This window comes from Veillonella sp. ACP1, from assembly GCF_000286635.1.
Classification (GTDB): Bacteria; Bacillota; Negativicutes; order Veillonellales; family Veillonellaceae; genus Veillonella; species Veillonella atypica.
The window spans coordinates 1-22,566 of record NZ_ALKL01000003.1; the positions used below are offsets into that span (position 1 = coordinate 1).

At 39.7% G+C, this 22,566-nt stretch carries 16 protein-coding genes and 1 other RNA gene; 16 read left to right on the forward strand and 1 reads right to left on the reverse strand.

Translation table 11 applies throughout. The annotated features are described in order from the left end of the window. A partial coding sequence (locus HMPREF1151_RS01300; protein WP_009660794.1) for an ISL3 family transposase occupies positions 1 to 1,104 on the reverse strand: 1,104 nt, incomplete at its 3' end. A gap of 307 nt (positions 1,105 to 1,411) precedes the next feature. Here HMPREF1151_RS01300 and HMPREF1151_RS01305 point away from each other — a divergent pair. The 16 genes from HMPREF1151_RS01305 to HMPREF1151_RS01375 all read left to right on the forward strand — a co-directional run bounded on the left by HMPREF1151_RS01305 (position 1,412) and on the right by HMPREF1151_RS01375 (position 22,542). Further along, positions 1,412 to 2,068 carry an ATP-binding cassette domain-containing protein gene (locus HMPREF1151_RS01305; RefSeq protein WP_009660803.1) on the forward strand — a complete coding sequence of 219 codons (657 nt, stop codon included), beginning with the start codon at positions 1,412 to 1,414 and terminating at the stop codon, positions 2,066 to 2,068. Beyond that, entirely contained in the window at positions 2,065 to 2,829 is a 765-nt protein-coding gene (fetB, locus tag HMPREF1151_RS01310) for an iron export ABC transporter permease subunit FetB (RefSeq protein ID WP_009660810.1), read from the forward strand. Before HMPREF1151_RS01305 ends, fetB begins: the two co-directional genes overlap by 4 nt. Before the next feature lie 289 nt (positions 2,830 to 3,118). Beyond that, positions 3,119 to 4,537, forward strand: a complete 1,419-nt coding sequence (gene hydG / locus HMPREF1151_RS01315) for a [FeFe] hydrogenase H-cluster radical SAM maturase HydG (protein ID WP_009660790.1) — start codon at positions 3,119 to 3,121, stop codon at positions 4,535 to 4,537. A 278-nt stretch (positions 4,538 to 4,815) separates the two neighbouring features. Further along, complete coding sequence (gene recJ, locus HMPREF1151_RS01320; protein ID WP_009660802.1) at positions 4,816 to 6,810, forward strand: single-stranded-DNA-specific exonuclease RecJ; 1,995 nt, start codon at positions 4,816 to 4,818, stop codon at positions 6,808 to 6,810. Beyond that, on the forward strand, positions 6,807 to 9,047 hold the full coding sequence (locus HMPREF1151_RS01325) for a bifunctional (p)ppGpp synthetase/guanosine-3',5'-bis(diphosphate) 3'-pyrophosphohydrolase (protein ID WP_009660793.1): 2,241 nt from the start codon (positions 6,807 to 6,809) through the stop codon (positions 9,045 to 9,047). The genes recJ and HMPREF1151_RS01325 overlap by 4 nt, the downstream gene beginning before the upstream one ends. Next, a complete protein-coding gene (locus HMPREF1151_RS01330; RefSeq protein WP_009660812.1) occupies positions 9,047 to 9,682 on the forward strand; it encodes an MBL fold metallo-hydrolase in 636 nt (211 codons plus the stop codon). Before HMPREF1151_RS01325 ends, HMPREF1151_RS01330 begins: the two co-directional genes overlap by 1 nt. Positions 9,683 to 9,712: 30 nt before the next feature. Further along, positions 9,713 to 10,201, forward strand: coding sequence for a Fur family transcriptional regulator (locus tag HMPREF1151_RS01335; RefSeq protein ID WP_005380706.1), 489 nt, complete (start codon positions 9,713 to 9,715; stop codon positions 10,199 to 10,201). Next, a complete protein-coding gene (gene hemZ / locus HMPREF1151_RS01340) occupies positions 10,194 to 11,621 on the forward strand; it encodes a coproporphyrinogen dehydrogenase HemZ (protein WP_009660808.1) in 1,428 nt (475 codons plus the stop codon). Before HMPREF1151_RS01335 ends, hemZ begins: the two co-directional genes overlap by 8 nt. Further along, positions 11,621 to 12,892, forward strand: coding sequence for a histidine--tRNA ligase (hisS, locus tag HMPREF1151_RS01345; protein ID WP_005376362.1), 1,272 nt, complete (start codon positions 11,621 to 11,623; stop codon positions 12,890 to 12,892). Before hemZ ends, hisS begins: the two co-directional genes overlap by 1 nt. Positions 12,893 to 12,899: 7 nt before the next feature. After that, entirely contained in the window at positions 12,900 to 14,702 is a 1,803-nt protein-coding gene (gene aspS / locus HMPREF1151_RS01350; RefSeq protein ID WP_005380601.1) for an aspartate--tRNA ligase, read from the forward strand. Positions 14,703 to 14,802: 100 nt separating this feature from the next. Next, positions 14,803 to 14,975, forward strand: a non-coding RNA gene (gene ssrS, locus HMPREF1151_RS09610) — 6S RNA. A 28-nt stretch (positions 14,976 to 15,003) separates the two neighbouring features. Beyond that, positions 15,004 to 16,308 carry a replication-associated recombination protein A gene (locus tag HMPREF1151_RS01355; RefSeq protein ID WP_009660792.1) on the forward strand — a complete coding sequence of 435 codons (1,305 nt, stop codon included), beginning with the start codon at positions 15,004 to 15,006 and terminating at the stop codon, positions 16,306 to 16,308. A 77-nt stretch (positions 16,309 to 16,385) separates the two neighbouring features. Then, positions 16,386 to 19,079: a DNA translocase FtsK gene (locus tag HMPREF1151_RS01360; RefSeq protein WP_009660795.1), complete on the forward strand. Its 2,694-nt coding sequence runs from the start codon at positions 16,386 to 16,388 to the stop codon at positions 19,077 to 19,079. 13 nt (positions 19,080 to 19,092) lie between these two features. Continuing rightward, a complete protein-coding gene (locus tag HMPREF1151_RS01365) occupies positions 19,093 to 19,545 on the forward strand; it encodes a helix-turn-helix transcriptional regulator (protein WP_005376169.1) in 453 nt (150 codons plus the stop codon). A 34-nt stretch (positions 19,546 to 19,579) separates the two neighbouring features. Then, positions 19,580 to 21,508: a YgiQ family radical SAM protein gene (locus HMPREF1151_RS01370; RefSeq protein WP_009660800.1), complete on the forward strand. Its 1,929-nt coding sequence runs from the start codon at positions 19,580 to 19,582 to the stop codon at positions 21,506 to 21,508. After that, positions 21,505 to 22,542: an ABC transporter substrate-binding protein gene (locus HMPREF1151_RS01375; protein WP_009660791.1), complete on the forward strand. Its 1,038-nt coding sequence runs from the start codon at positions 21,505 to 21,507 to the stop codon at positions 22,540 to 22,542. Before HMPREF1151_RS01370 ends, HMPREF1151_RS01375 begins: the two co-directional genes overlap by 4 nt. Positions 22,543 to 22,566: the final 24 nt, after the last annotated feature.

The following is a 22,566-nucleotide window of genomic DNA, read 5'->3' on the forward strand; positions in this document are numbered from 1 at the left end:
AATTTTGTTGTTAGTTCCTTCTGTGTATCCATTAGAATATGGAAGTAAGAATGCATTAGTTAATTGCGTCATCCATGCAGGAAATGATGTAAAGAAGTTATTAAATTCATTTAAGCCAGATGCTTTTACTAATTCCAACCAATGCGTTAAATGTGCAGCTATTCTTTGTTTACCATAGATTGAAAAGATTTTTCTAAAAGAAAGTTTTAAAGCATATGCTTTTCGTAAATCATCAGATATTCTAAGTATTTCACATAGTTTAATATGTTCGGCTTCCGTTAAATGGTCTGGATGCTTCATTAGTACACGTCGATTCTGTTTTAACATACGTGAATAAGCAGCCAGTTTATGTTGCTCACGCTTTCTAACTCGCTCTACCGCCCAATCTACAAGTCGACATACATGGTATCGATCACAGATAATATGCGCATGTGGAAATAGCGCCTCCATGATGCGCTTAAATTGTATGGACATATCCATTACAATAAACTTAACTTGTAGGCGATCCTTATGTTTAAATGATGCAAAATAGTGGATTAATGCTTGCGTATCACGTTTCGGTAAAATATCTAATATTTCATGTGTATCTGGATTAGTTAAATTAACTTGGTATTGGTAGCCTTCTGCATTTCCTTTAAACTCATCAATACCAATCACAGTGGGTAAGGTCTTGGGCTTAGGTATAGTGATCATAGAGCAATAACGTAATACTGTAGTAATAGATGTATCACACTCGTTAGCAATAGCTGTATAGGTTACACTTTCAGTAAGTTTATCAAATAGCATTCTAATATTAGTTACACTTAGTTGCATATGTTTTCGTACAAATGGATTGCTTTCAGCAAAAGAATGACCACAATGCGGACAAATATACCGACGCTGTCTGTATTTTCCAATTAGTGGACCTCGTTGTACTTTTCCAAACTTTACAGTACGTATGCGGTAATCCTTAATATGCTTTGTGGTTTCTCCACACTTTGGGCAAATATGTGATGTTGCTGGTAATTCTATGTCAAAAATAAATGTTCCGTCTAATTCATAGCTATTTGTAATATATTCTTGTTTTACATTATGTAAAAATTCAGTATAATCAGTAGTAGGCATATAAGCTCACATCCTTTCTTTAGGACTTTGACACTTTTATTGTAAAGCATGTGAGCCTTATATGCTTATTTTTTGCAAAAAAATAATGTTGGAAGTGACACCGTAGTGTGTCACCCCAACATTTATTATAGAGCCTTTTTTGTTTTTCTGTAGTATGCGTTTGATAGATATATTATAATTAAGCTTAGCATTATCATATTGGGAATGATATAATAATTAGAATCATTATGCTTATGAATACTAAATAACTAGCAACAGTGAGTCGATATTTTGCTTTTAATATACATATGACGAGATAGGGGGCTTTATGGCGCTGCTAGAATTATCTAACATATCTTATATTGTAAAAGACAAATCTATTATTAGTGATGTATCTTTATCGGTAAATCAAGGCGATTATATTACTATTGTAGGTCCTTCTGGAAGTGGTAAAAGTACATTTTTAAAATTATGTAGTGATCTGATTAGTCCTACATCGGGAACTATTACTTATAATGGTCGTCCCTTAACGGCTATAGATCCTGAATCTTATCGCAAAGAGGTGGGGTACTGCTTTCAAAGACCTTATTTGTTTGCGAAAACAGTACGTCGCAATATTCTATTTCCTTACGATATTCGCGGTTTAGAACCGGATATGAGTCGTATAGAATATCTCTTTGATCTACTACATATGCCACTAAATTATATGGAGCGCCGTAATGATGAGTTGTCTGGTGGTGAAATGCAACGAATATGCCTTATTCGGAGCCTTATTTTTGAGCCTAAAGTGTTGCTTTTAGACGAGGTTACGTCTGCCTTAGATGCGACGAATACATCTATTGTAGAAAATGTTATTGATGAGCTTCATAAAAAGGGGATCACCATTATCTCCATTACTCATAATGAAGAGCAAAGCTTGCGTACTGCAAATCGCCGCATCAGTATCGTAGACGGTCAATTAGCTAAAGAGGAGGTATTGAGATGAGTCAGTTTCAAACTATTTCGACTACGTCCTTATGCCTTGCATCTGTATTAGTGATTATCAGTATACTGATGTCCTATCGACAAGAGTTGAAGCTAGAGAAGGATATCTTTATAAGTGCTGTGAGAGCTACTGTACAGCTATTAATTATCGGCTTTATTTTATCCTATATTTTTAGCACAGAAAGCCCTATATTTATAATTGGGCTATTAGGCTTTATGGCTATAAATGCAGCCTATAATTCTTCTAAGCGCGGAAAGGGAATTCCTTATGCTCTATGGATTTCTTGGTTTGCTATAACTGTAGGTGCAAGTATTACTTTAACGATTCTACTTTTAACGGGCGTGCTTAGTTTTACTGCTTATCAAGTGATTCCTGTTGGTGGTATGGTCATTAGTGGTGCTATGGTAGCGATTGGGCTTTGTTATCGTCAAATGCTATCAAATTTTGAATTGCGTAAACAAGAGGTGGAAATTAAATTAGCCTTGGGTAGTACATCTAAACAAGCTTCGAAAGCAATAGTTCGTGATGTTATAAAGACGGGTCTACAACCTACTGTAGATAGTGCCAAGACATTAGGTATCGTAGCGCTGCCGGGGATGATGACAGGCCTTATCCTAGCAGGCATGCCTCCATTAGAAGCGGTGAAATATCAAATGATCGTTACATTTATGTCACTATCTACCATATCTATTGCTTGTTTTATTACATGTCAATTGGCATATAGAACATTTTTTAATACTAGAAATCAATTATATAAGTAATTTCTATTGAAATGTTAATAGTAAATAAGGAATTAATTTAGTTACATACATTTTAGTCATATTCGATATAGATAATCGATATAAATTAGAAATTCCCATACTATAAAGGTTGCTTCCTCTTATGAGGGAGTAACCTTTTATTATTGTGTGTCAAATTCCTATGTTTTTTAGTAGGAATAGTGGTATACTATGTACAGTATCAGTGAAATACCAGAAGACTGGTTGTCATATACTTTCATATACCTAAAGAGGGGTGGCGTTGCCACTAGAAAGATTTGAGGTAAGTACTATGTATGATGTAAAATCTCCTAAGGCGGAGGAATTTATTTCTCATCAAGAAATCCTTGATACTCTTGCCTATGCAGAGGAAAATAAAGAAAATCGCGAATTATTAGATCAAATTTTAGCTAAGGCGGCTACGTTTAAGGGGCTAAATCATAGAGAAGCAGCAGTTCTCTTAGAATGTCCGTTGCCTGAATACAAAGAAAAGCTATTTGCACTAGCTAAAGACATTAAAAAAGCTATTTATGGTGACCGCATTGTATTGTTTGCGCCGCTATATTTATCTAATTATTGTATCAATGGCTGTGTATATTGCCCATATCACTCTAAGAACCGCGATATTAAACGAAAAAAATTGACTCAAGAACAAATTAAAGAGGAGGTTATCGCTCTAGAAGCAATGGGGCATAAGCGCATTGTTATCGAATCTGGCGAAGATCCTCTTAATAATCCTCTTGATTATATTTTGGAATCTATCAAGACGATTTACAGTATTAAAAATAAAAATGGTGAAATTCGTCGCGTTAATGTAAATATCGCTGCATGTTCCGTTGAAGATTATAAAAAATTGCATGATGTTGGCATTGGTACCTATACATTATTCCAAGAAACATATAATAAGGAAAATTATGAAGCTTTGCATCCAACAGGACCTAAGAGTGATTACGCGTACCATACAGAAGCGATGGACCGCGCTATGGAAGGCGGCATCGATGATGTAGGTATTGGCGTATTGTATGGTCTAGAACATTACAAATATGATTTTGTAGGCCTTTTGATGCATGCCGAGCATTTAGAAGCTGTTCATGGTGTAGGCCCTCATACGATTTCTGTACCTCGTATTTGCCCTGCTGATGACATCGATGTAGATGATTTCAGCAATGCTGTACCGGATGATATCTTTGAAAAAATCGTGGCTCTTATTCGTGTATCTACACCGTATACTGGTATGATTATGTCCACTCGTGAAAGCCAATCTATGCGTGAACGTGGTTTGGCATTAGGCATTTCCCAAATCAGCGGTGGCTCTCGCACTAGTGTAGGCGGCTATAAAGAAGAGGAAAAACCAGAAGATAACTCCGCACAATTCGACCGTAGCGATACGCGCACATTGGATGAAATTGTAGATTGGCTCTTGGGCCTTGGTTATGTACCAAGTTTCTGTACCGCTTGTTATCGTGCAGGACGTACGGGCGACCGCTTTATGGCGCTTGCTAAATCCGGCCAAATCCATAACTGTTGCCAACCTAATGCATTAATGACGTTGAATGAATACATCATGGATTACGGCGATGAAAAGACGAAAAAACATGGTGCCAAGGTTATTGAAGACCAATTGGAAAATATCAAGAATGATTTGGTAAAAGATAAGGCAAAGGCTTACATTGCTCAAATGGAAGATGGAAAACGAGATTTCCGTTTCTAGTTTTTTGCTAATATTTCATGTGTAAAAAATAGTATATAACTATATGAACAAGCACTGCTTATTATGAGAATGATAATAAGCAGTGCTGTTTTGTTGAGAAAAACAAGTAAATTATATATGGAAAATAATGATAAAACCCTTTATTTATAAGGGCGTTTGTTGTATAATGAAAGAAAATGATAATGATAATAGATTTATAAACAATGTTAATATTGATTATGAATTATTACATTATTCATCAACATTATTTTATATACATGTCACCGAGGTTTTGGATTATGAAGAAGAAACGTTGGCATATTATGCCAAGGGATACAGAAAAAGAAAATACATTGATCCGTGAACTCGGTGTAAATCCGATTGTAGCAAGATTAATGGTGAATCGGAATATAGATAGCGATGAAGGCCATCGCTTCTTAGAAGGTACACTTAAAGATTTGCTTGATCCCTTTACCTTAAAGGATATGGAAACGGCGGTTGCGCTCATCTTAGAAACCATAGAAGCAAAAAAATCTATAGTCGTCTATGGAGATTATGATGTGGATGGTATTACGGCTACATCGCTGTTATATCGCTTTTTGGTGAAAATGGGGGCTCGTGTAAGTTATTACATACCGGAACGGCAAAGCGAAGGATATGGATTAAATTTAGAGGCATTAGAGCATATTATCTCTGATGGCGCATCTTTGGTGATAACCGTGGACTGTGGTATTAGCTCTTATGATATTGTGGAGGCCGTTTGTGATCGCATCGATATCATTATTACAGACCATCATACGGCACCGCCTCAAATTCCACCTGCCCGTGCCGTTATCAATCACAAACAACCAGATTGTCCTTATAGGGATAAAAATTTATCCGGTGTGGGGGTTGCATTTAAGCTATGCCAAGCATTATGGTTGCGTCAATGCGGAGAGTGGTATCTTGATGATTTAGATATCGTTGCACTTGGAACCGTTGCTGACGTCGTTCCGTTGGTTGGAGAAAACCGCATCATCGTTCAGGCTGGACTTAAGAAGATGAACGAGTTGCCTAATTTAGGCATCGATAAACTTATCGATGTGGCCGGCTTACATGATAAAACGATCACCGCAGGACATATTGGATTTACCTTAGCACCGCGCCTAAATGCGGCAGGCCGTGTTACTCATGCAACGCGTGCCGTTGAGCTACTTGTTACGGACGATGTAGATTTGGCAGAGACCATTGCTCAAGAATTACAAGAAACGAATATGGAACGTCAAGAAATAGAACGCTCTATTCACGAAGAAGCCCGCGCTAATGTAGCTGCTCAAGGTCATTTAGCTGATTATGTAACAGTAGTAGCTGGAGAAAATTGGCATCCCGGTGTTATCGGTATCGTCGCATCGCGATTGGTAGAAGAGTTTTACAAGCCTACACTTGTTATCAGCATTGATAATGGCGTAGGTAAAGGCTCTTGTCGTAGCATTGAAGGTTTTAATATATATAATGCATTAAAATCCTGTGAAGATATATTGATTCAATTTGGCGGCCATGCCGCAGCGGCTGGATTTAGTATAGATGCTAGCCGTATCGATGAATTGCGTCAGCGCTTAACCGAGTATTGTAAGGCTCATGTTTCTCCTGATGAGTATATTCCTGTTGTATCCATTGATGCCACATTGCCTGTTGATGATATCGATGTTGATATTGTAGATCGTGTGTCCGCGTTAGAACCGTATGGGATGGGCAATAGTACCCCTATATTTGGCGTTATGGATGCTAAGGTGCAGGACATTATGCTGATGGGGCAACTTAAAAATCACTGTAAGGTGATTTTAGCCACCGCCAATGGTAGCGTTGATGCTATCGCTTGGAATCGCCCTGATTTGTTTAGACATATTTTTCAAGGCATGAATGTGAAAGTTGCCTTTACACTTCAAAAAAATGAATGGCAAGGTTTTGTATCTCCACAACTCATGATTCAAGATATAGAACCTACCGTAGAAGAACCTATTCAATTAAGTGCTGAAGGTTTACGTGAAATATATACAATTGTACGCCTAGCATTAAAAGGCGGCGCTAATTCTTTATACCATGTGGAACAAGAAATTTTGCGGCGTAAACCCACTAATCAAAATGGTTCATCTGCATTGATGGCCCTTGATGTGTTTAAAGAATTAGGTATTATTAGCGAAGAAACGAACGATAATGGACAAGCGATGATCCGTTGGAATGTCATCAATGGTAAGCTTGATTTGACAACATCCGTTACGTTTATTACATATAGTCAGCAGGAGGTGATACAATGATGACCATAAATGAAGAAGGCAAAGCCTTAGTTGAACAAAAAGGCTTTAATAAAGAAGAGGCCTTAAAAGAGTTTATGGATTATGTGCATTCGTATCTAGGAGATGATGAATGCGACCAAATCATGAAGGCTTTCACCCTTGCAGATAAAGCCCATGAAGGTCAATTTAGAGCCTCCGGTGAACCATATATCATGCATCCTCTTGCAGTGGCAGAGATTTTGGCGCATTTGCAAATCGATCATATTACATTGATTGCAGCCTTGCTCCACGATGTCGTTGAGGATACGGAGTATACAAAGGAAGATATTGAAAAATTATTTGGCTCTGAAGTGGCGTTCCTCGTTGATGGGGTAACAAAATTAAATCAGTTCCAATATGAAACTAAAGAAGATCGCCAAATGGAAAATTATCGCAAGATGATTTTAGCCATGGCGAAAGACGTGCGCGTTGTTGTTATCAAACTGGGTGACAGGTTGCATAATATGCGTACCTTGAAACATATGCGTAGCGATAAACAAAAACGCATTGCTAAGGAAACATTGGAGATTTTTGCTCCTTTAGCTCATCGCCTCGGTATTTTCAACGTAAAATGGGAACTGGAGGATTTATCCTTCCGGTACCTAGAACCAGATAAATACTATGATCTCGTTGATCAAATGAAACAAAAGCGTCAAGCCCGTGAAGATATCGTTAACGATACGATGGAACAATTGACGAAGGCTCTTGGTGAGGCCGGTATCAAAGCGGATATCAAGGGACGACCAAAGCATTTTTATAGTATCTATAAAAAGATGAAAAAGGATAATCGCGACTTGTCTCAAATTTATGATTTATTGGCTGTACGCGTTATCGTTGATACTGTACCGGATTGCTATGCCGTTCTAGGTATTGCTCATAGCATTTGGAAACCGTTGCCTTATCGGTTTAAAGATTATATTTCTATGCCGAAATCCAATATGTATCAATCGTTGCATACTACGGTTATCGGTACGATGGGGCAACCTGTAGAAATCCAAATTCGTACATGGGAAATGCATCGTGTTTCCGAATATGGTGTCGCCGCTCACTGGCGTTACAAAGAAGGTAATAAGGGCGCTGATAAAGAATTTGACCAAAAGGTTGCATGGCTTCGCCAAGTGTTAGAATGGCAAGATACGTCTAACCCTAAAGAACTCGTTAATGCTTTGAAATTAGACGTATTCTCCGGCGAGGTATTCGTATTCACACCGAAGGGTGATGTAGTTAAATTACCTATCGGCTCTGTGCCACTCGACTTTGCTTATCGCGTTCATACCGATGTAGGCCATCGTTGTGTAGGGGCAAAGGTTAATGGTAAAATTGTGCCTCTTGATTATACATTGCAAAATGGGGATATCGTCGATATCATTACCTCTAAAACTGGTAAACCAAGCCTCGATTGGCTCAATATTGTAGGATCTTCTGAAAGTAAGAACAAAATTCGCAATTGGTTCAAACGAGAAAATAAAGAAGAAAATATTGAAAAAGGCCTTGAAGCACTTGAGCGCGAAGCAAAACGCCTCAATTACAGTTGGAAAGAACTTTGCGCGGACAATCGTATTCAACAAGTTGTAAAACAGTTGAAGTCCAATACTGAAAACGAGCTCTATGCTGCTTGTGGTTATGGCGGTATACCGGTAAGTACAGTTCTATTGCGATTGGTTGAACTATACAAAAAATCAAAAGAGCATGAAGATGCCCGTAAAACAACGGAACAAATCATTGAAAAACTAAAGGTACAAGGGGCCAAAAAAGCTAAGAACGGCACTGGTGTTCTCGTAAAAGGAGAGCCTGGTGTTATGGTTCGTATGGCGAAATGTTGTAATCCTGTGCCGGGCGACGATATTATCGGCTATATTACAAGAGGTCGTGGCGTATCCGTACATCGCTCTGATTGTACGAGTCTTGGTCATACGCCAGAAGATCTAGAGCGTATGATTGAAGTTTCGTGGGATGAAGCATCTACTGAATCCTTCCATGTAGGCATCGATATTCAAGCTTATGATAGATCAGGCATCCTCATGGAGGTAATGGCGGTGCTTTCAGAATTGAAAATTACCATTACCAATATGAACGCCAAAGTCCTTGAAAATACGAAAAATGTAATGATCAACATTGTTGTTGAAATTCGAGATATATCGCAACTAGATTTTGTTATGACTAAATTGCGTCGTATCCGTGAAGTTTACACGGTACAACGTAGTAAAGGTGGTGCATAATGGATACATCAAATTTAGTTCTCATGCGTATGCCGTTGGGCCCGCTTGGAACCAATTGTTATGTGATAGGCGATAAGGAACAGGGGGAAGCGTTCATTATCGATCCTGCCACTACAGAGGTGTTAGAGGCTTTAAAAAAACATAATGTTAAGCCGAAAGCAGTTCTATTAACCCATGGTCATGGTGATCACATCGGTGGCGTACAAGGCATTGTAGATGCTTACGATGTGCCCATCTATATACATCATGATGATGTGAAATACTTAAGTGATCCTGAATTGAATCTAAGCAATTATAGCAATCCTACACCGATTACTGTGAAAGGGCGCATTGTAGAGGTTCATGAAGGTGATCACATCACATGTGGTGCTATTGATTTGACAGTATACGAAACACCAGGTCACACACCTGGCGGCGTATGCTACTATATGCCGGGTTTAGTATTTGTTGGGGATACTTTATTTAATCAATCTGTGGGGCGCACTGATTTTGTAGAAGGTGATTATGATGCCCTCATCAACGCGATTAAAACAAAGTTATATACATTGCCAGACAATACGATGGTATATCCTGGACATGGTCCAGAAACACAAATTGGTTATGAAAAACAATATAATCCATTTGTAGGTGCTTAATTAATTTATTTAGTAAAGGGGATAGTAATTATGAATACAACATTGGAAAAATTAAAAGAACGCATTAAAGATAAAAAATATAAATTGACTACACAACGTCAAACGATTTTACAAGCTTTCATCGATGCTGAAGAAAATCACTTGAGCGCAGAAGATGTATATGTATTGGTAAAAGAAGTAGCACCAGATATCGGTCTTGCAACTATTTACCGTACATTGGACTTGTTTACAGAACTTGACTTGTTAAAACGCCTTGACTTTGGTGATGGCCGTAACCGTTATGAATTAAATGATGAAGAGTTTGCCCATTTCCATCATCATTTGATTTGTGTGAAATGTGGTAAGGTTTCCGAGTTTGAAGATGATATGCTAGAAACATTGGAATCTATCATTGCAAAGAAATTGAATTTCCGTACCATCGACCATCAATTAAAAGTATATGGTTACTGCAGTGATTGCCAAGCGCATATGACGCCAGCAGAACTTGAAAAGCTCGATAAAATGGCACATCATGCTTAATGGATATCATTACACAGGGCCACTACCGCTTGGATCGGTAGTGGCCCACAACTGTGGCGCAGCCGGATTGTTTTCGCACAATGAAGAGGCTGATGTAATCCTACAGGCTGTCGAATGTGATGATATGTATGTTTTGACCGTATCTATTCGAGGTGTTGAACATACCTTAACAGGGCCCGTATCTTCTATGGGGCGACGCTCAATAGGGCAGTCATTACTCGTATTGTTGCGTACAGAACAGGGGTTGCCTGCTCATAATGAGTGGGGCACGATGGTAGGAGTGCGTCCTACTAAATTACTTCATAAATATATAGACCAATATGGTTCATTAGAGGATGCAACTCGTCACATTAGGGACGAGTTTTCTGTGTCTTTGGAAAAATTAGATATTCTCAGCCGCATTGGGCACTATCAACGTCCTTTTTTAGAATCGCACACTGCAAAGGATATAAGCCTCTATTGTGGAATTCCATTTTGTGAAACACGTTGTATATATTGTTCATTCCCATACGGTTTATATCAAGATTATCAACGACAATCTGAATTTATAGCAGCTTTGTTACAGGATATAGATGATGTACGCCAAATTTGTGAAAGTTATAACTTGCACACCAATACGCTCTATATGGGGGGCGGTACACCCACTATATTGAATAATGAGGATTTTCATCGAGTCCTAACTGGATTATCTACATTGATACCGGAAGGGCGTGAATTCACGGTTGAAGCGGGAAGACCAGACTCTATAACCACTGAAAAAATACAGTCTATGCAAGCGTGTCATGTGAATCGCATTAGCATTAATCCTCAGACGATGGACGATACTATATTACGTCGCATCGGGCGTGGACATAGCGCACAAGATATCGATGATATGTATCAATATGTTAAACAACATACAGATTTTGCTGTTAATATGGATTTTATAGCAGGATTGCCCGGGCAAAATATAAAACATATGGTACATAACATGGATTATATTTGTCATAATTTGCCTGAAAATGTTACAATTCATACGTTAGCTATCAAACGTGGTAGTCCGCTATATGATTTGAACATGCAACATGATGTACCTGATGAGTCAGTGGTAAAACACATGGTGCAGTATGCTAAGGAGCGATTAGAGCAGTCCGGTTATGTGCCGTATTATCTATATCGCCAACAATATATGAGAGGGCAACTCGAAAATATTGGGTATACATTACCAGGTAAAGCGTGTGAATATAATATTCAAATCATGGAAGAGCGGCAAACAATTATGTCTATGGGACCAGGTGGATCATCTAAATGGATGCAGGCCCCTGCGTTTAGACAGAAAAAGCAACACATGCCAAAGGATGTAGATGTATATATAGATACATTAGATGCTTTATTAGCTAAGCGGCATGCATTATGTAAATCATTTTGGGAGGTTGTGTAATGGCTATTAAGAGACCAAGAGGTACACAAGATTTCTTGCCAGAACAAATTGTAAATTGGCATTATATAGAACAGCATATGCGCGAAATTTGTAAAGCTTATGGCTTTAGTGAAATTCGCACACCTGCCTTTGAAGATACAAAATTATTTTTACGGGGCATTGGGGAAACTACGGACGTAGTATCAAAGGAAATGTATACCTTCTCCACTGGCGATGACAAGGAACAAAGCTATACATTGCGCCCTGAAAACACGGCTTCTGCCGTACGGGCTTACCTTGAAAATAAGGTGTATGGTAAAGAAAATTTAACAAAATGGTTCTATATGGGTTCTATGTTCCGTCACGATAAACCGCAAGCTGGTCGCTATCGTGAATTCCATCAATTTGGTGCAGAAGTACTCGGTTCTCCATCTCCTGTAGTGGATAGCGAAGTTATCTGTATGATCGTACAGTTGTTGAAAGATTTCGGCCTTAAGGATCTCAATGTAGAGGTGAACTCTGTAGGTTGTCCAAATTGTCGTCCTACGTATCGTCAAAAATTGATCGAGTTCTTTGAACCTAAAAAAGATCAACTTTGTGAAGATTGCCAAGAGCGGTTGTACAAAAATCCATTACGTTTATTGGATTGCAAAAATGAAACGTGCAAAGCCTTATCCGTAGGTGCCCCTGAAATTCATGAACATCTATGTGAAGAATGTAATACACATTTTGAAGAACTTAAAACATTACTTGATGCGGCGAATATTCAATATAATCTAAATCCACGTTTGGTTCGTGGCCTAGATTACTACACAAAAACTGCCTTTGAAGTTCAATATACTCCATTAGGTGCACAAAGTGCAGTAGCCGGTGGTGGTCGTTATGATGGCCTTGTAGAGGAACTCGATGGTCCTCATACACCAGCTATTGGTTTTGCAATGGGCATGGAACGATTGTTGTTGGCTTTGGAAAAACAAAACTTGTTGCCTGAACCGACAATCGAACCAGCAGTATTTGTAGTGGCCCTTGGAGAGGCTGCAAAATTAGAAGCTTTCAAGATTTGTCAAACATTGCGTAGCGCATATATCACTGCGGAAATGGATGGACAAGGTAAAAGTATGAAGGCTCAATTAAAATATGCTAACAAAATTCATGCAAAATATGTTATCATAGTGGGTGATGATGAATTGGCTAAGCAAGAGGCCATCATTCGTTTTATGGAAACCAGTGAACAAGAAACAGTGCCATTAGCATCTGTTTCTGAACGTATATCTTCTTTGGTGAAAGGATGACAGTAGAATGGAAACAATGAAAGGCTTACACCGTACACACGGTTGTGGCACTATTTCTGAAGCAGAAGTAGGTAAAGAGGTTGTATTATGTGGTTGGGTTGAACGTCGTCGTGACCACGGCGGTTTGATCTTCTTGGACTTGCGAGATCGTTCTGGCATCGTTCAAGTTGTAGCATCCCCAGATCATAATGTGGAATCTTTCCACAAGGCTGAAGATGTTCGTAATGAATATGTGCTTTGTGTACGTGGTAAAATTACAAAACGCGATGAAGAAGCAATCAATCCTAACTTGCCTACAGGCGCTTATGAAATGTATTGTGAAGAACTTCGCGTATTGAATTCTGCGAAAACACCTCCATTCTACATTCAAGATAATATCGATGTAGATGAAAACATCCGCTTGAAATATCGTTATCTTGACTTGCGTCGTCCAGAAATGCAACGTAACTTGATTTTGCGTCATAAGGTGACAAAGGCTATGCGCGATTTCTTCGATAGCCGTGATTTCCTTGAAATCGAAACACCTATGCTTACAAAATCCACACCAGAAGGCGCGCGTGACTATTTAGTACCTTCTCGTGTGAATGCAGGCACATTCTATGCATTGCCTCAATCTCCACAAATTTTCAAACAAATTTTGATGGTAGCAGGCTATGAAAAATATTTCCAAATTGTACGTTGTTTCCGCGATGAAGATTTGCGTGCAGACCGTCAACCAGAATTTACACAACTCGACTTGGAAATGAGCTTCGTTGACGAAGAAGACATTTACGCATTATTAGAACAAATGGTTGCAGAAGTGTTCAAAAAGACATTGGGCAAAGAAATTCCATTGCCTATGCCTCGTATTACATGGGATGAAGCGATGGATAAATATGGTTCTGATAAACCAGATCTTCGCTTTGACATGGCTTTCACAGATGTAACTGAACTCGTAAAAGATACTGAATTTAAAGTATTCCGTTCTGTTATCGACAATGGCGGTATCGTAAAAGGTATCGTAGTACCTGGTGATGCAGGTATTCCTCGTCGTGAACTCGATGATTTGGTAGCATACGTAAATCGCTATGGTGCTAAAGGTTTGGCTTGGGCTTGCTTCAATGAAGACGGTTCCATTAAATCTCAAATCATGAAGTTCTTAGGCGAAGACACAATCCGCAATATCGGTGAAAAAATGGGTGCTAAAGGCGGCGACCTCGTATTGATGATCGCTGACAAACCAGCAACTGTTGCTCGTGCACTTGGTGAATTGCGCCTTGAAATGGCTCGTCGTATGAACATGATTGACGAAGATAAATTGGCTTTCACATGGGTAACAGATTTCCCTATGTTCGAATACAATGAAGATGAAAAACGCTATGTTGCTATGCATCATCCGTTCACAATGCCTCGCCACGAAGATCTTGATAAATTGCAATCCGATCCTGGTAGCGTAAAAGCAATCGCTTACGATATGGTATTGAACGGCGTTGAAATCGGTGGCGGTTCCTTGCGTATTTATCAATCTGACGTACAAGAAAAAGTATTTAAAGCAATTGGTTTATCCGAAGAAGAAGCTAAATCTAAATTCGGTTTCATGCTTGATGCATTTAAATACGGTGCGCCACCTCATGCAGGTTGTGCATTTGGTCTTGATCGTCTCGTTATGTTGATGGCTAAACGTCAATCCATCCGCGACGTTATCGCATTCCCTAAAACACAATCCGCTTCTGATATCATGAGCCAAGCGCCATCTGAAGTAGAACCTAAACAATTAAAAGAATTACACATAAAACCAGATGTAGAGGAAGAAGAACAATCCTTGGTATAATCGCAAGTAAGCATATTATAAAAGGACCGCAAGAATTGCTAAAATTTTAAAAGTCAAGTCTTGTAAATGATAAATCTTTCTGCTACTATTTATGTATAAGATATCCCTGCCATGTGCGTGTGATATCGCAGTTTTGAGCCAACACATTTTCTTCGGGAGTCCAGAACTCTCGTCTGAACGTTACGCCCTCACGGGACAACTGCAGGATGAGGAGGACACCCACCTGCTCTTGCAGGATCAAAACGCGGTACATTACGGCATGGTGGGGCTTTTTTGCATGTAAAGAATGAATGGAGGTAGCATGGATAGTTTATTTGATGCATTACCTACGAATAAATATGAACCACTACCGGTGCGAATGAGACCGACAGAACTTGATCATTTGTATGGTCAAGAACAGGCGGTAGGGAAGGGGACATTCCTTCGCGCCATGGTGGAAAAGGATACAATACCATCCATGTTGTTTTACGGGCCTTGTGGAACTGGTAAAACGACATTAGCCGGTATCATTGCTAAGATGAGCAACAGCCATTTTGTCAATTTAAATGCGACAAATGCAGGTATCGGTGAATTGCGAAATATTATAGAAGATGCGCGGAAACGAGTTCGTTCTTTGCAACAACGAACCATTTTATTTCTCGATGAAATACATCGCTTTAATAAGAGTCAACAAGACGTACTGTTACCCTGCGTTGAAGATGGTACGATTATTCTTATTGGGGCAACTACAGAAAATCCATTTTTTGAAGTCAATCGCCCATTATTATCGAGACTACGACTTATTACATTGGAGGCCTTAACGCCGAAAGCAATTAATCAAATTTTAAAGCGAGCTCTTACAGATAGCGAGGTAGGCTTAGGGGCTCGTAACCTACAGGTAAAGGATGAGTTGCTTGAGGATATAGGTATCTTCGTCAATGGAGATGGTCGTATGGCACTCAATATTTTGGAGCAAGCTGCGGCCATGGTGCACGATAGCGAAGAAATCACTTTAGAAATACTTGAAAAGGTCGTAGGCCGTCGCATTTATACATACGATAAAAAAGGAGATAGTCATTACGATACAATTTCCGCCTTTATTAAAAGTATGCGCGGGTCCGATATACAGGCTACACTTCATTATTTAGCGCGTATGATAGAGGCCGGTGAGGATCCTAATTTTATCGCTCGTCGTATTGTCATTTGTGCCGCCGAAGATGTAGGATTAGCAGATCCACAAGCCTTAATATTGGCTAATGCAGCAGCACAGGCCGCGCATATGGTGGGATTTCCAGAGGCGCGTATCATTTTATCTGAGGCGGCATGCTATGTGGCGTTGGCGCCTAAGAGTAATTCCGCATATCTAGGTATTGATGCAGCTATTTCAGATGTGCGTCATAAAGATTGTGGGCAAGTGCCGGATCATTTACGTGATAGCCACTATAGTGGGGCGAGTAAACTAGGACATGGGCTAACTTATAAATATGCTCATAACTATCCGAATGGATACGTTAAGCAACAATATTTACCGGATTCTTTGGTAAATGCTGAGTATTATAAGGGCGTCGATCGTGGGGTAGAACATAATCTATTAAAAGATTGGAACGATAGACGTAAAGATAAATAGAATAGTCAATATATGGTATAATATAATGATGATTTGAAATAGATTTTTATATAAAAGTAAGGGGTTTGTATACGATTATGGCAGAAGAGAAAAAAACTTCTACACGAGGGCGGAAGCCTCGCAAAAAACGAGCTACACCGGCACCAAAAAAAGAAGGATTTTCACTGCGTAATGAAGTGAAAGGCATTATTGTCATAGGTGTTGCCATACTGGCATTACTAGGCTTTTTTGGCTTTGATTTAGGCATTGTAGGCGAAATATTGACGGGAATATTTCGCTATGGATTTGGCTTTGGGGGCATAATTCCGTGCATTGCTGTACTATGGCTTGGATGGCGTTTGTTATACCAAGGTAAATTTATGTCTATCACACGTCGTGGTCTTCTCATAACAGTTTTTTACTTATTAGCTATTACCATGGTTCCACTATATCGTGTACCTGTCGGTGATGAATTGGCGACTACAGCGCTTGCAGATCAAGGTGGTGTTGTGGGCGGTTTCTTGGCTTCCTTTATACGAACTATGTTCGGTGAAGTTGGCTCCATTATTGTTGTTGCCGTACTTATGCTTTGCTGTGGTCTCCTTATTACGCGCCTATCCTTAGGTAACGGATTGCGTAAGGCTGCTGATAAAACGCAAGTAGGTCTTGATAAGGCAAAAGAAGTAGCTGTTGAAAAGGTAGCGGTAGCTAAAGAGGTTATCGAAGATTGGAATGAACAGCGTAAAGAAGCAGCACAGCGCAAGGCTTATGACCGCGAAAAGGATATGCGATACACCGATGCAGCTCAGAATGCTGTAGAGGCTATTGAAAATAGAGGTGTTGTAGCTGCTAATGATGACTATGAAGTTGAGCCAATCGATACACATACGCCTTCTTCTTGGAAAGAATTAGCTGAGTTAGAGGCTCGTAATAGAGCGGCAGAACGATTAGTACAAATCTCTGAAGAATCTGGTGATGCTGTCGATAACGGTGAAATTCGTACTGATAGTACCGGTGATGATTCAAAAACAATGCCTGCATGGCTTCATGATCATGATGAGGAACATGCCGGTATTGAAGAATTTGATACAGATGATAGTGTTGAGGATGATGTGCATACCACCGATGAATCAGGCCCAGCAGAATACTCTTATCAACCAACAACTATTGGTCCGTTAGAAACCAATCATGCTGCGATTGCAAGTGCTGTACCTGGAAGTGGTGCGGCTGCAAGCTCTGTTAGTGCTGGTGCAGGCATGAGTTCTATGCCATTATCTGTACCATCTTTGGCAAGTACTGCTGAGGATACAGCACAGGTAGCCGTTTCTAAAGATGGACAGATTCATAGAACTTACGATAGACCATATCATTTCCCAAGCCTTGATATTTTGGCGAAAGGGGAGGTAGGTCAAAATAATAATGACGAGGTCGCGTATAATGCGATGCGCCTTGAAGATGTTTTATCTAGCTTTGGCATTTCTGCTAAGGTAGTTAATGCTACGCAAGGCCCAACCGTAACACGGTATGAAATTGAACCAGCCCAAGGTGTTAAGGTAAGTAGAATCGTAAACTTAACAGATGATATTGCTTTGAATCTAGCGGCTCAACATATACGTATGGAGGCGCCAATTCCAGGAAAATCTGCTATCGGTATCGAGGTACCTAATACGAAAACAGAAGCCGTTCACTTGCGTGATGTACTTGATTGTGGTGACTTTAAAGAAGCGAGGGGCGGTATTCCTGTAGGCCTTGGTAAGGATATCGCTGGTAAACCGGTGATTACAGACTTGGCTAAGATGCCACATCTATTGGTAGCTGGTACGACAGGCTCCGGTAAATCTGTATGTGTGAATACATTGATTTCCAGTATTCTCTTTAGCCGTAAACCAGAAGAGGTTAAGTTATTACTTATCGACCCTAAGATGGTTGAATTATCTGTGTATAATGGTATTCCTCATTTGATGGCACCAGTTGTAACGGATATGAAAAAAGCAGCTGCTGTATTGCGCTGGGCCGTTCGTGAGATGGAAGCTCGCTACAAGGCGTTTGCTGCATCCGGTAAGCGCGATATTAAAAGTTATAATGAGGCTCATCCTAAATCGGCAATGCCTCTCATTGTATTGATTATTGATGAGTTGGCGGACTTGATGATGACTGCGCCTGATGATATTGAAGAATCTATTAGTCGATTGGCTCAGATGGCACGTGCTGCCGGTATTCATATGGTACTAGCTACACAACGTCCATCTGTTAACGTTATTACTGGTTCTATTAAAGCCAACGTGCCAAGCCGTATTTCCTTTGCCGTAGGGTCCCAAATAGACTCTCGTACAATCCTCGATATGGCGGGGGCTGAAAAACTATTAGGTAAAGGTGATATGTTGTTCTCTCCAATTGGCGCTAATAAACCAATTCGTGTACAAGGTGCTTTCATCTCAGATGATGAAGTGGAACATTTGGTAGAGTTTGTAAAACAACAACGAGAACCAGAATATGATGATACAGTAACAGCTGAGGCAGAAAAGGAAACCGCAGCACAAGATAATGATGAACAAGATATTTATCGTGATGAGTTATTAGAACGAGCTGTCAATCTTGTGATGGAATCTGGTCAAGCATCAGTATCTATGTTGCAACGTAGATTCCGTATCGGATATACGCGTGCTGCACGTCTTGTAGATACTATGGAGGATCTTAAAATTGTAGGTCCTAATATGGGTAGTAAAGCACGAGAGATTTTAATGAGTCCAGAACAGGTGAAAGCTCGATACTTCTCTGATTCTGAGGAATAGAAAGGGATATACTGTGGCTGAGTTAGGTGAAGAATTACGTCGAGAACGAGTACGTAGAAATCTCACATTTAAAGATATTGAACAAGTACTTCATATTAAAACAACCTATTTAGAAGCCATCGAAGATGGAAACTATGCAGTTATCCCAGGACGTGTATATGCTAAAGGTTTTATTCGCAATTATGGAAATTACCTTGGCCTTGATGGAGATCGCTTAGTGAAGGTTTATCAAAATCAAGTAGGTGAAGTGGATACATTCACAATACGTCCTATTATGCGTCAAAAGAAACAGGAAACCATTAATTCTGTGCAGAGTGAGTACGTTGAGCATCAGATGGCAAAACGTCGTATGTCGCTTGAAACGAGACAGAAAAAGCGACAACGGTCCATTGAACAAGAACGCATTATGCTTGCTATTATTGCCGTATTCATGGTGATATTTTTGATATGGTTGTTTTTATTCTAAGATACATCGTTACAGTTAAAGGAAGGTTATATTGATGGATACATTTTTAGTTACAGAACGCGCAGATATGGAAGCGCGCGGGTGGGCAGAACTCGATTTCGTGCTCATCAGTGGCGATGCGTATGTAGATCATCCATCTTTTGCGCCTGCCGTAATTGGTCGTTATCTAGAATCCAAAGGCTATCGAGTTGGTATTATTGCCCAACCTGATTGGAATGATGTTAATGCTTTTAAAAAATTAGGGAAGCCTCGTCTTGCATCGCTTGTTACTGCAGGTAACTTGGATTCCATGCTCAATAAGTTTACGGCAGCTAAAAAAATCCGTCGTGAAGATGATTACTCACCGGGAGGTGAGGCAGGACATCGCCCCGATAGAGCGACCTTGGTATACTCTAACCGCATGAAAGAAGCCTTTAGAGATGTGCCTCTTATCATTGGTGGCATCGAGGCTTCATTGCGGCGTTTTGGGCATTATGATTATTGGTCGGATACGGTACGTCGGTCCATTCTTGTAGATTCAAAAGCTGATGTACTCATATACGGCATGGGTGAATTGCAGATTATAGAGTTAGCCGAAGCACTTGATCAAAATCGATTTGTAGAATCCTTGCCAAATATTCGTGGCATTTGTTATATGTCAAAAGAGATTCCATCTATTGAGTGCGTTGAAAGTCCTTCTTTTGAAGAAATCAAGGCTGATAAAATGGCCTTTGCCGATGCATTCCGCATTCAATATGATGAACAAGATCCATTCTATGGACGACCTATTGTACAAAAACATGGCGATCGCTATGTCGTACAAAATGTACCGGCTTTACCATTAACACAGGAACAAATGGATGCGGCTTATGATTTACCATACACTCGTAAATGGCATCCATCGTATGATGATAAGGGGGGCGTGCCTGCATTAAGCGAGGTGCAGTTTAGCCTCGTTAGTCAGCGTGGCTGCTTTGGTAGTTGCTCATTTTGTGCTATTACTAATCATCAAGGTCGTATCATTCAAAATCGCAGTCATCAGTCATTGATTGATGAAGCTAAGTTGATGATTAATATGGATGGGTTTAAAGGCTACATTCATGATGTAGGCGGCCCAACGGCCAATTTCAGACATTTAGCATGCGATAAACAAGCCGTCTTTGGCGCTTGTAAAGGTCGCACCTGTGCGTCGCCGGAACCTTGTGAAAATTTGAATACTAATCACGATGATTACATTGCATTATTGCGCAAGTTACGAAAGTTAAAGGGCGTAAAAAAGGTCTTCGTCAGATCGGGGTTACGTTATGACTATGTTTTAGCCGACAATAATAAAGCCTTTGTAAAGGAACTTTGTCAATATCATGTGAGTGGTCAGCTAAAGGTCGCACCGGAACATGTATCCAAACGTGTAACGACTATGATGGGCAAGGCTGGTAAAGAAGAATTTTTGACCTTTAAAAAATGGTTTGAAGAGGCAAATCGTGAATTAGGTAAAAAACAATATTTAGTTCCGTATTTTATGAGTTCTCATCCAGGATGTACATTAGAAGATGCCATAGAATTGGCTGAATTTTTACGAGATCAGCATATGTACCCTGAACAAGTGCAAGATTTTATTCCTACACCGGGCAGTCTTTCAACGTGTATGTATTATACGGGTATTAATCCTCTTGATGGCAAGCCTGTTTATGTGGCTAAAAAAGGTCGGGACAAGGCTAAGCAACGAGCCTTGATGCAATATAAAAACATTGAAAATTACGACTTGGTAAAAGAGGCCCTTATCGAAGCTAATCGGCGTGATTTAATCGGCTTTGGATCTGAGTGCTTAATTCCACCTAGACCAATTGGTCAAGGTAAAGTGCAAAACCAAGGACGAAAAAAAACGGGACAATCGAGAGGCGGTCAATCTCGATATGCTCGAAGTGGTTCTCCTTCACAGGTCAATAAGACTAAGGGAGAACGTAAAAGGAGATTTACGCGATGAAACGATGGATGGCATTTATTGTGTTAATGCTTTTTGTCTTAGGTATGATGGGGTATGGCATATACTTTTATCGGGAGGAGCAAATTGAAAAATCAAAAGCGCCTGTACGCGGTGAAATTACGGTTTATACTGACTTACCTAATAACTTAACAACACTATTAGCTGATAAATATTTAGAGGATAAAAACGTAAAAGTTAATATTATGCCACTCACTGAGGAGCAAATGGAACAACGGGTTTCCTCTAAGTTAGCAGATTCATCTGGTGATGTAGTGATTACATCTGAGGATAACCTCGTCATCGGTGCTAGTAAAGATAAGTTTGCTCCTATTGTAAATGAACGCATAGATGAGGTCTTGGATCGCCTAAAGGATTCAAATGGTTACTGGGTCGGCTTATGGTATGATCCTATCGTTTTTGTACAAAATGAATCATTTTACAATAAACTAGGTCAACATATTACGACTTGGGATACCTTGCAAAAGCCTGGAAACTGGCGTGTGGTGATGACAGATTTCGGAGCTTCTCAGAATGCGGCTAATCTTTTGTACAATTTGGTGGAATATAAAGGCGAGCCAGATGCTCTTGCAGATTTATTAGCTTTAAAAACACATGTTATACAACATTCCAAGTTTCTTTCCACACCTGTACGGCTAACAGCACTTGGTGAATCGGATATTGGCATTGGTAATCTTTCTGATGCACAACAGTACATTCGCCATTCTTATCCTGTAAAAATGATTTATCCTAGTGATGGCACATCATTTTATGTAACAGGTGCAGCGGTGCAAAAAGATTCTAAGCATAAAAATGAAAGTATAGAGTTTATTACCTGGTTACTATCTAGTGAAACTGCAAAATATATGATGAATAATAATTTTACTTATATATTCGCCAATCCTGAAGTTACCGAACCCGTAGATGCACTAGGACGTTCCGTAGTGTTATGGCCTGTTAATGGCGGCTATACAGTGGAGGGAAAAGAACTTTTATTGAATCACTGGGTTAGCCAAGTACGTTTTAAAAAAGATTAATAGAAGAGTATTTCTATAAAATAC

Bases quoted from the DNA above. Each gene is read 5' to 3' on its own strand.
- HMPREF1151_RS01305 (WP_009660803.1), top strand. From the start codon at position 1,412: ATGGCGCTGCTAGAATTATCTAACATATCTTATATTGTAAAAGACAAA.
- fetB (WP_009660810.1), top strand. From the start codon at position 2,065: ATGAGTCAGTTTCAAACTATTTCGACTACGTCCTTATGCCTTGCATCT.
- hydG (WP_009660790.1), top strand. From the start codon at position 3,119: ATGTATGATGTAAAATCTCCTAAGGCGGAGGAATTTATTTCTCATCAA.
- recJ (WP_009660802.1), top strand. From the start codon at position 4,816: ATGAAGAAGAAACGTTGGCATATTATGCCAAGGGATACAGAAAAAGAA.
- HMPREF1151_RS01325 (WP_009660793.1), top strand. From the start codon at position 6,807: ATGATGACCATAAATGAAGAAGGCAAAGCCTTAGTTGAACAAAAAGGC.
- HMPREF1151_RS01330 (WP_009660812.1), top strand. From the start codon at position 9,047: ATGGATACATCAAATTTAGTTCTCATGCGTATGCCGTTGGGCCCGCTT.
- HMPREF1151_RS01335 (WP_005380706.1), top strand. From the start codon at position 9,713: ATGAATACAACATTGGAAAAATTAAAAGAACGCATTAAAGATAAAAAA.
- hemZ (WP_009660808.1), top strand. From the start codon at position 10,194: ATGCTTAATGGATATCATTACACAGGGCCACTACCGCTTGGATCGGTA.
- hisS (WP_005376362.1), top strand. From the start codon at position 11,621: ATGGCTATTAAGAGACCAAGAGGTACACAAGATTTCTTGCCAGAACAA.
- aspS (WP_005380601.1), top strand. From the start codon at position 12,900: ATGGAAACAATGAAAGGCTTACACCGTACACACGGTTGTGGCACTATT.
- HMPREF1151_RS01355 (WP_009660792.1), top strand. From the start codon at position 15,004: ATGGATAGTTTATTTGATGCATTACCTACGAATAAATATGAACCACTA.
- HMPREF1151_RS01360 (WP_009660795.1), top strand. From the start codon at position 16,386: ATGGCAGAAGAGAAAAAAACTTCTACACGAGGGCGGAAGCCTCGCAAA.
- HMPREF1151_RS01370 (WP_009660800.1), top strand. From the start codon at position 19,580: ATGGATACATTTTTAGTTACAGAACGCGCAGATATGGAAGCGCGCGGG.
- HMPREF1151_RS01375 (WP_009660791.1), top strand. From the start codon at position 21,505: ATGAAACGATGGATGGCATTTATTGTGTTAATGCTTTTTGTCTTAGGT.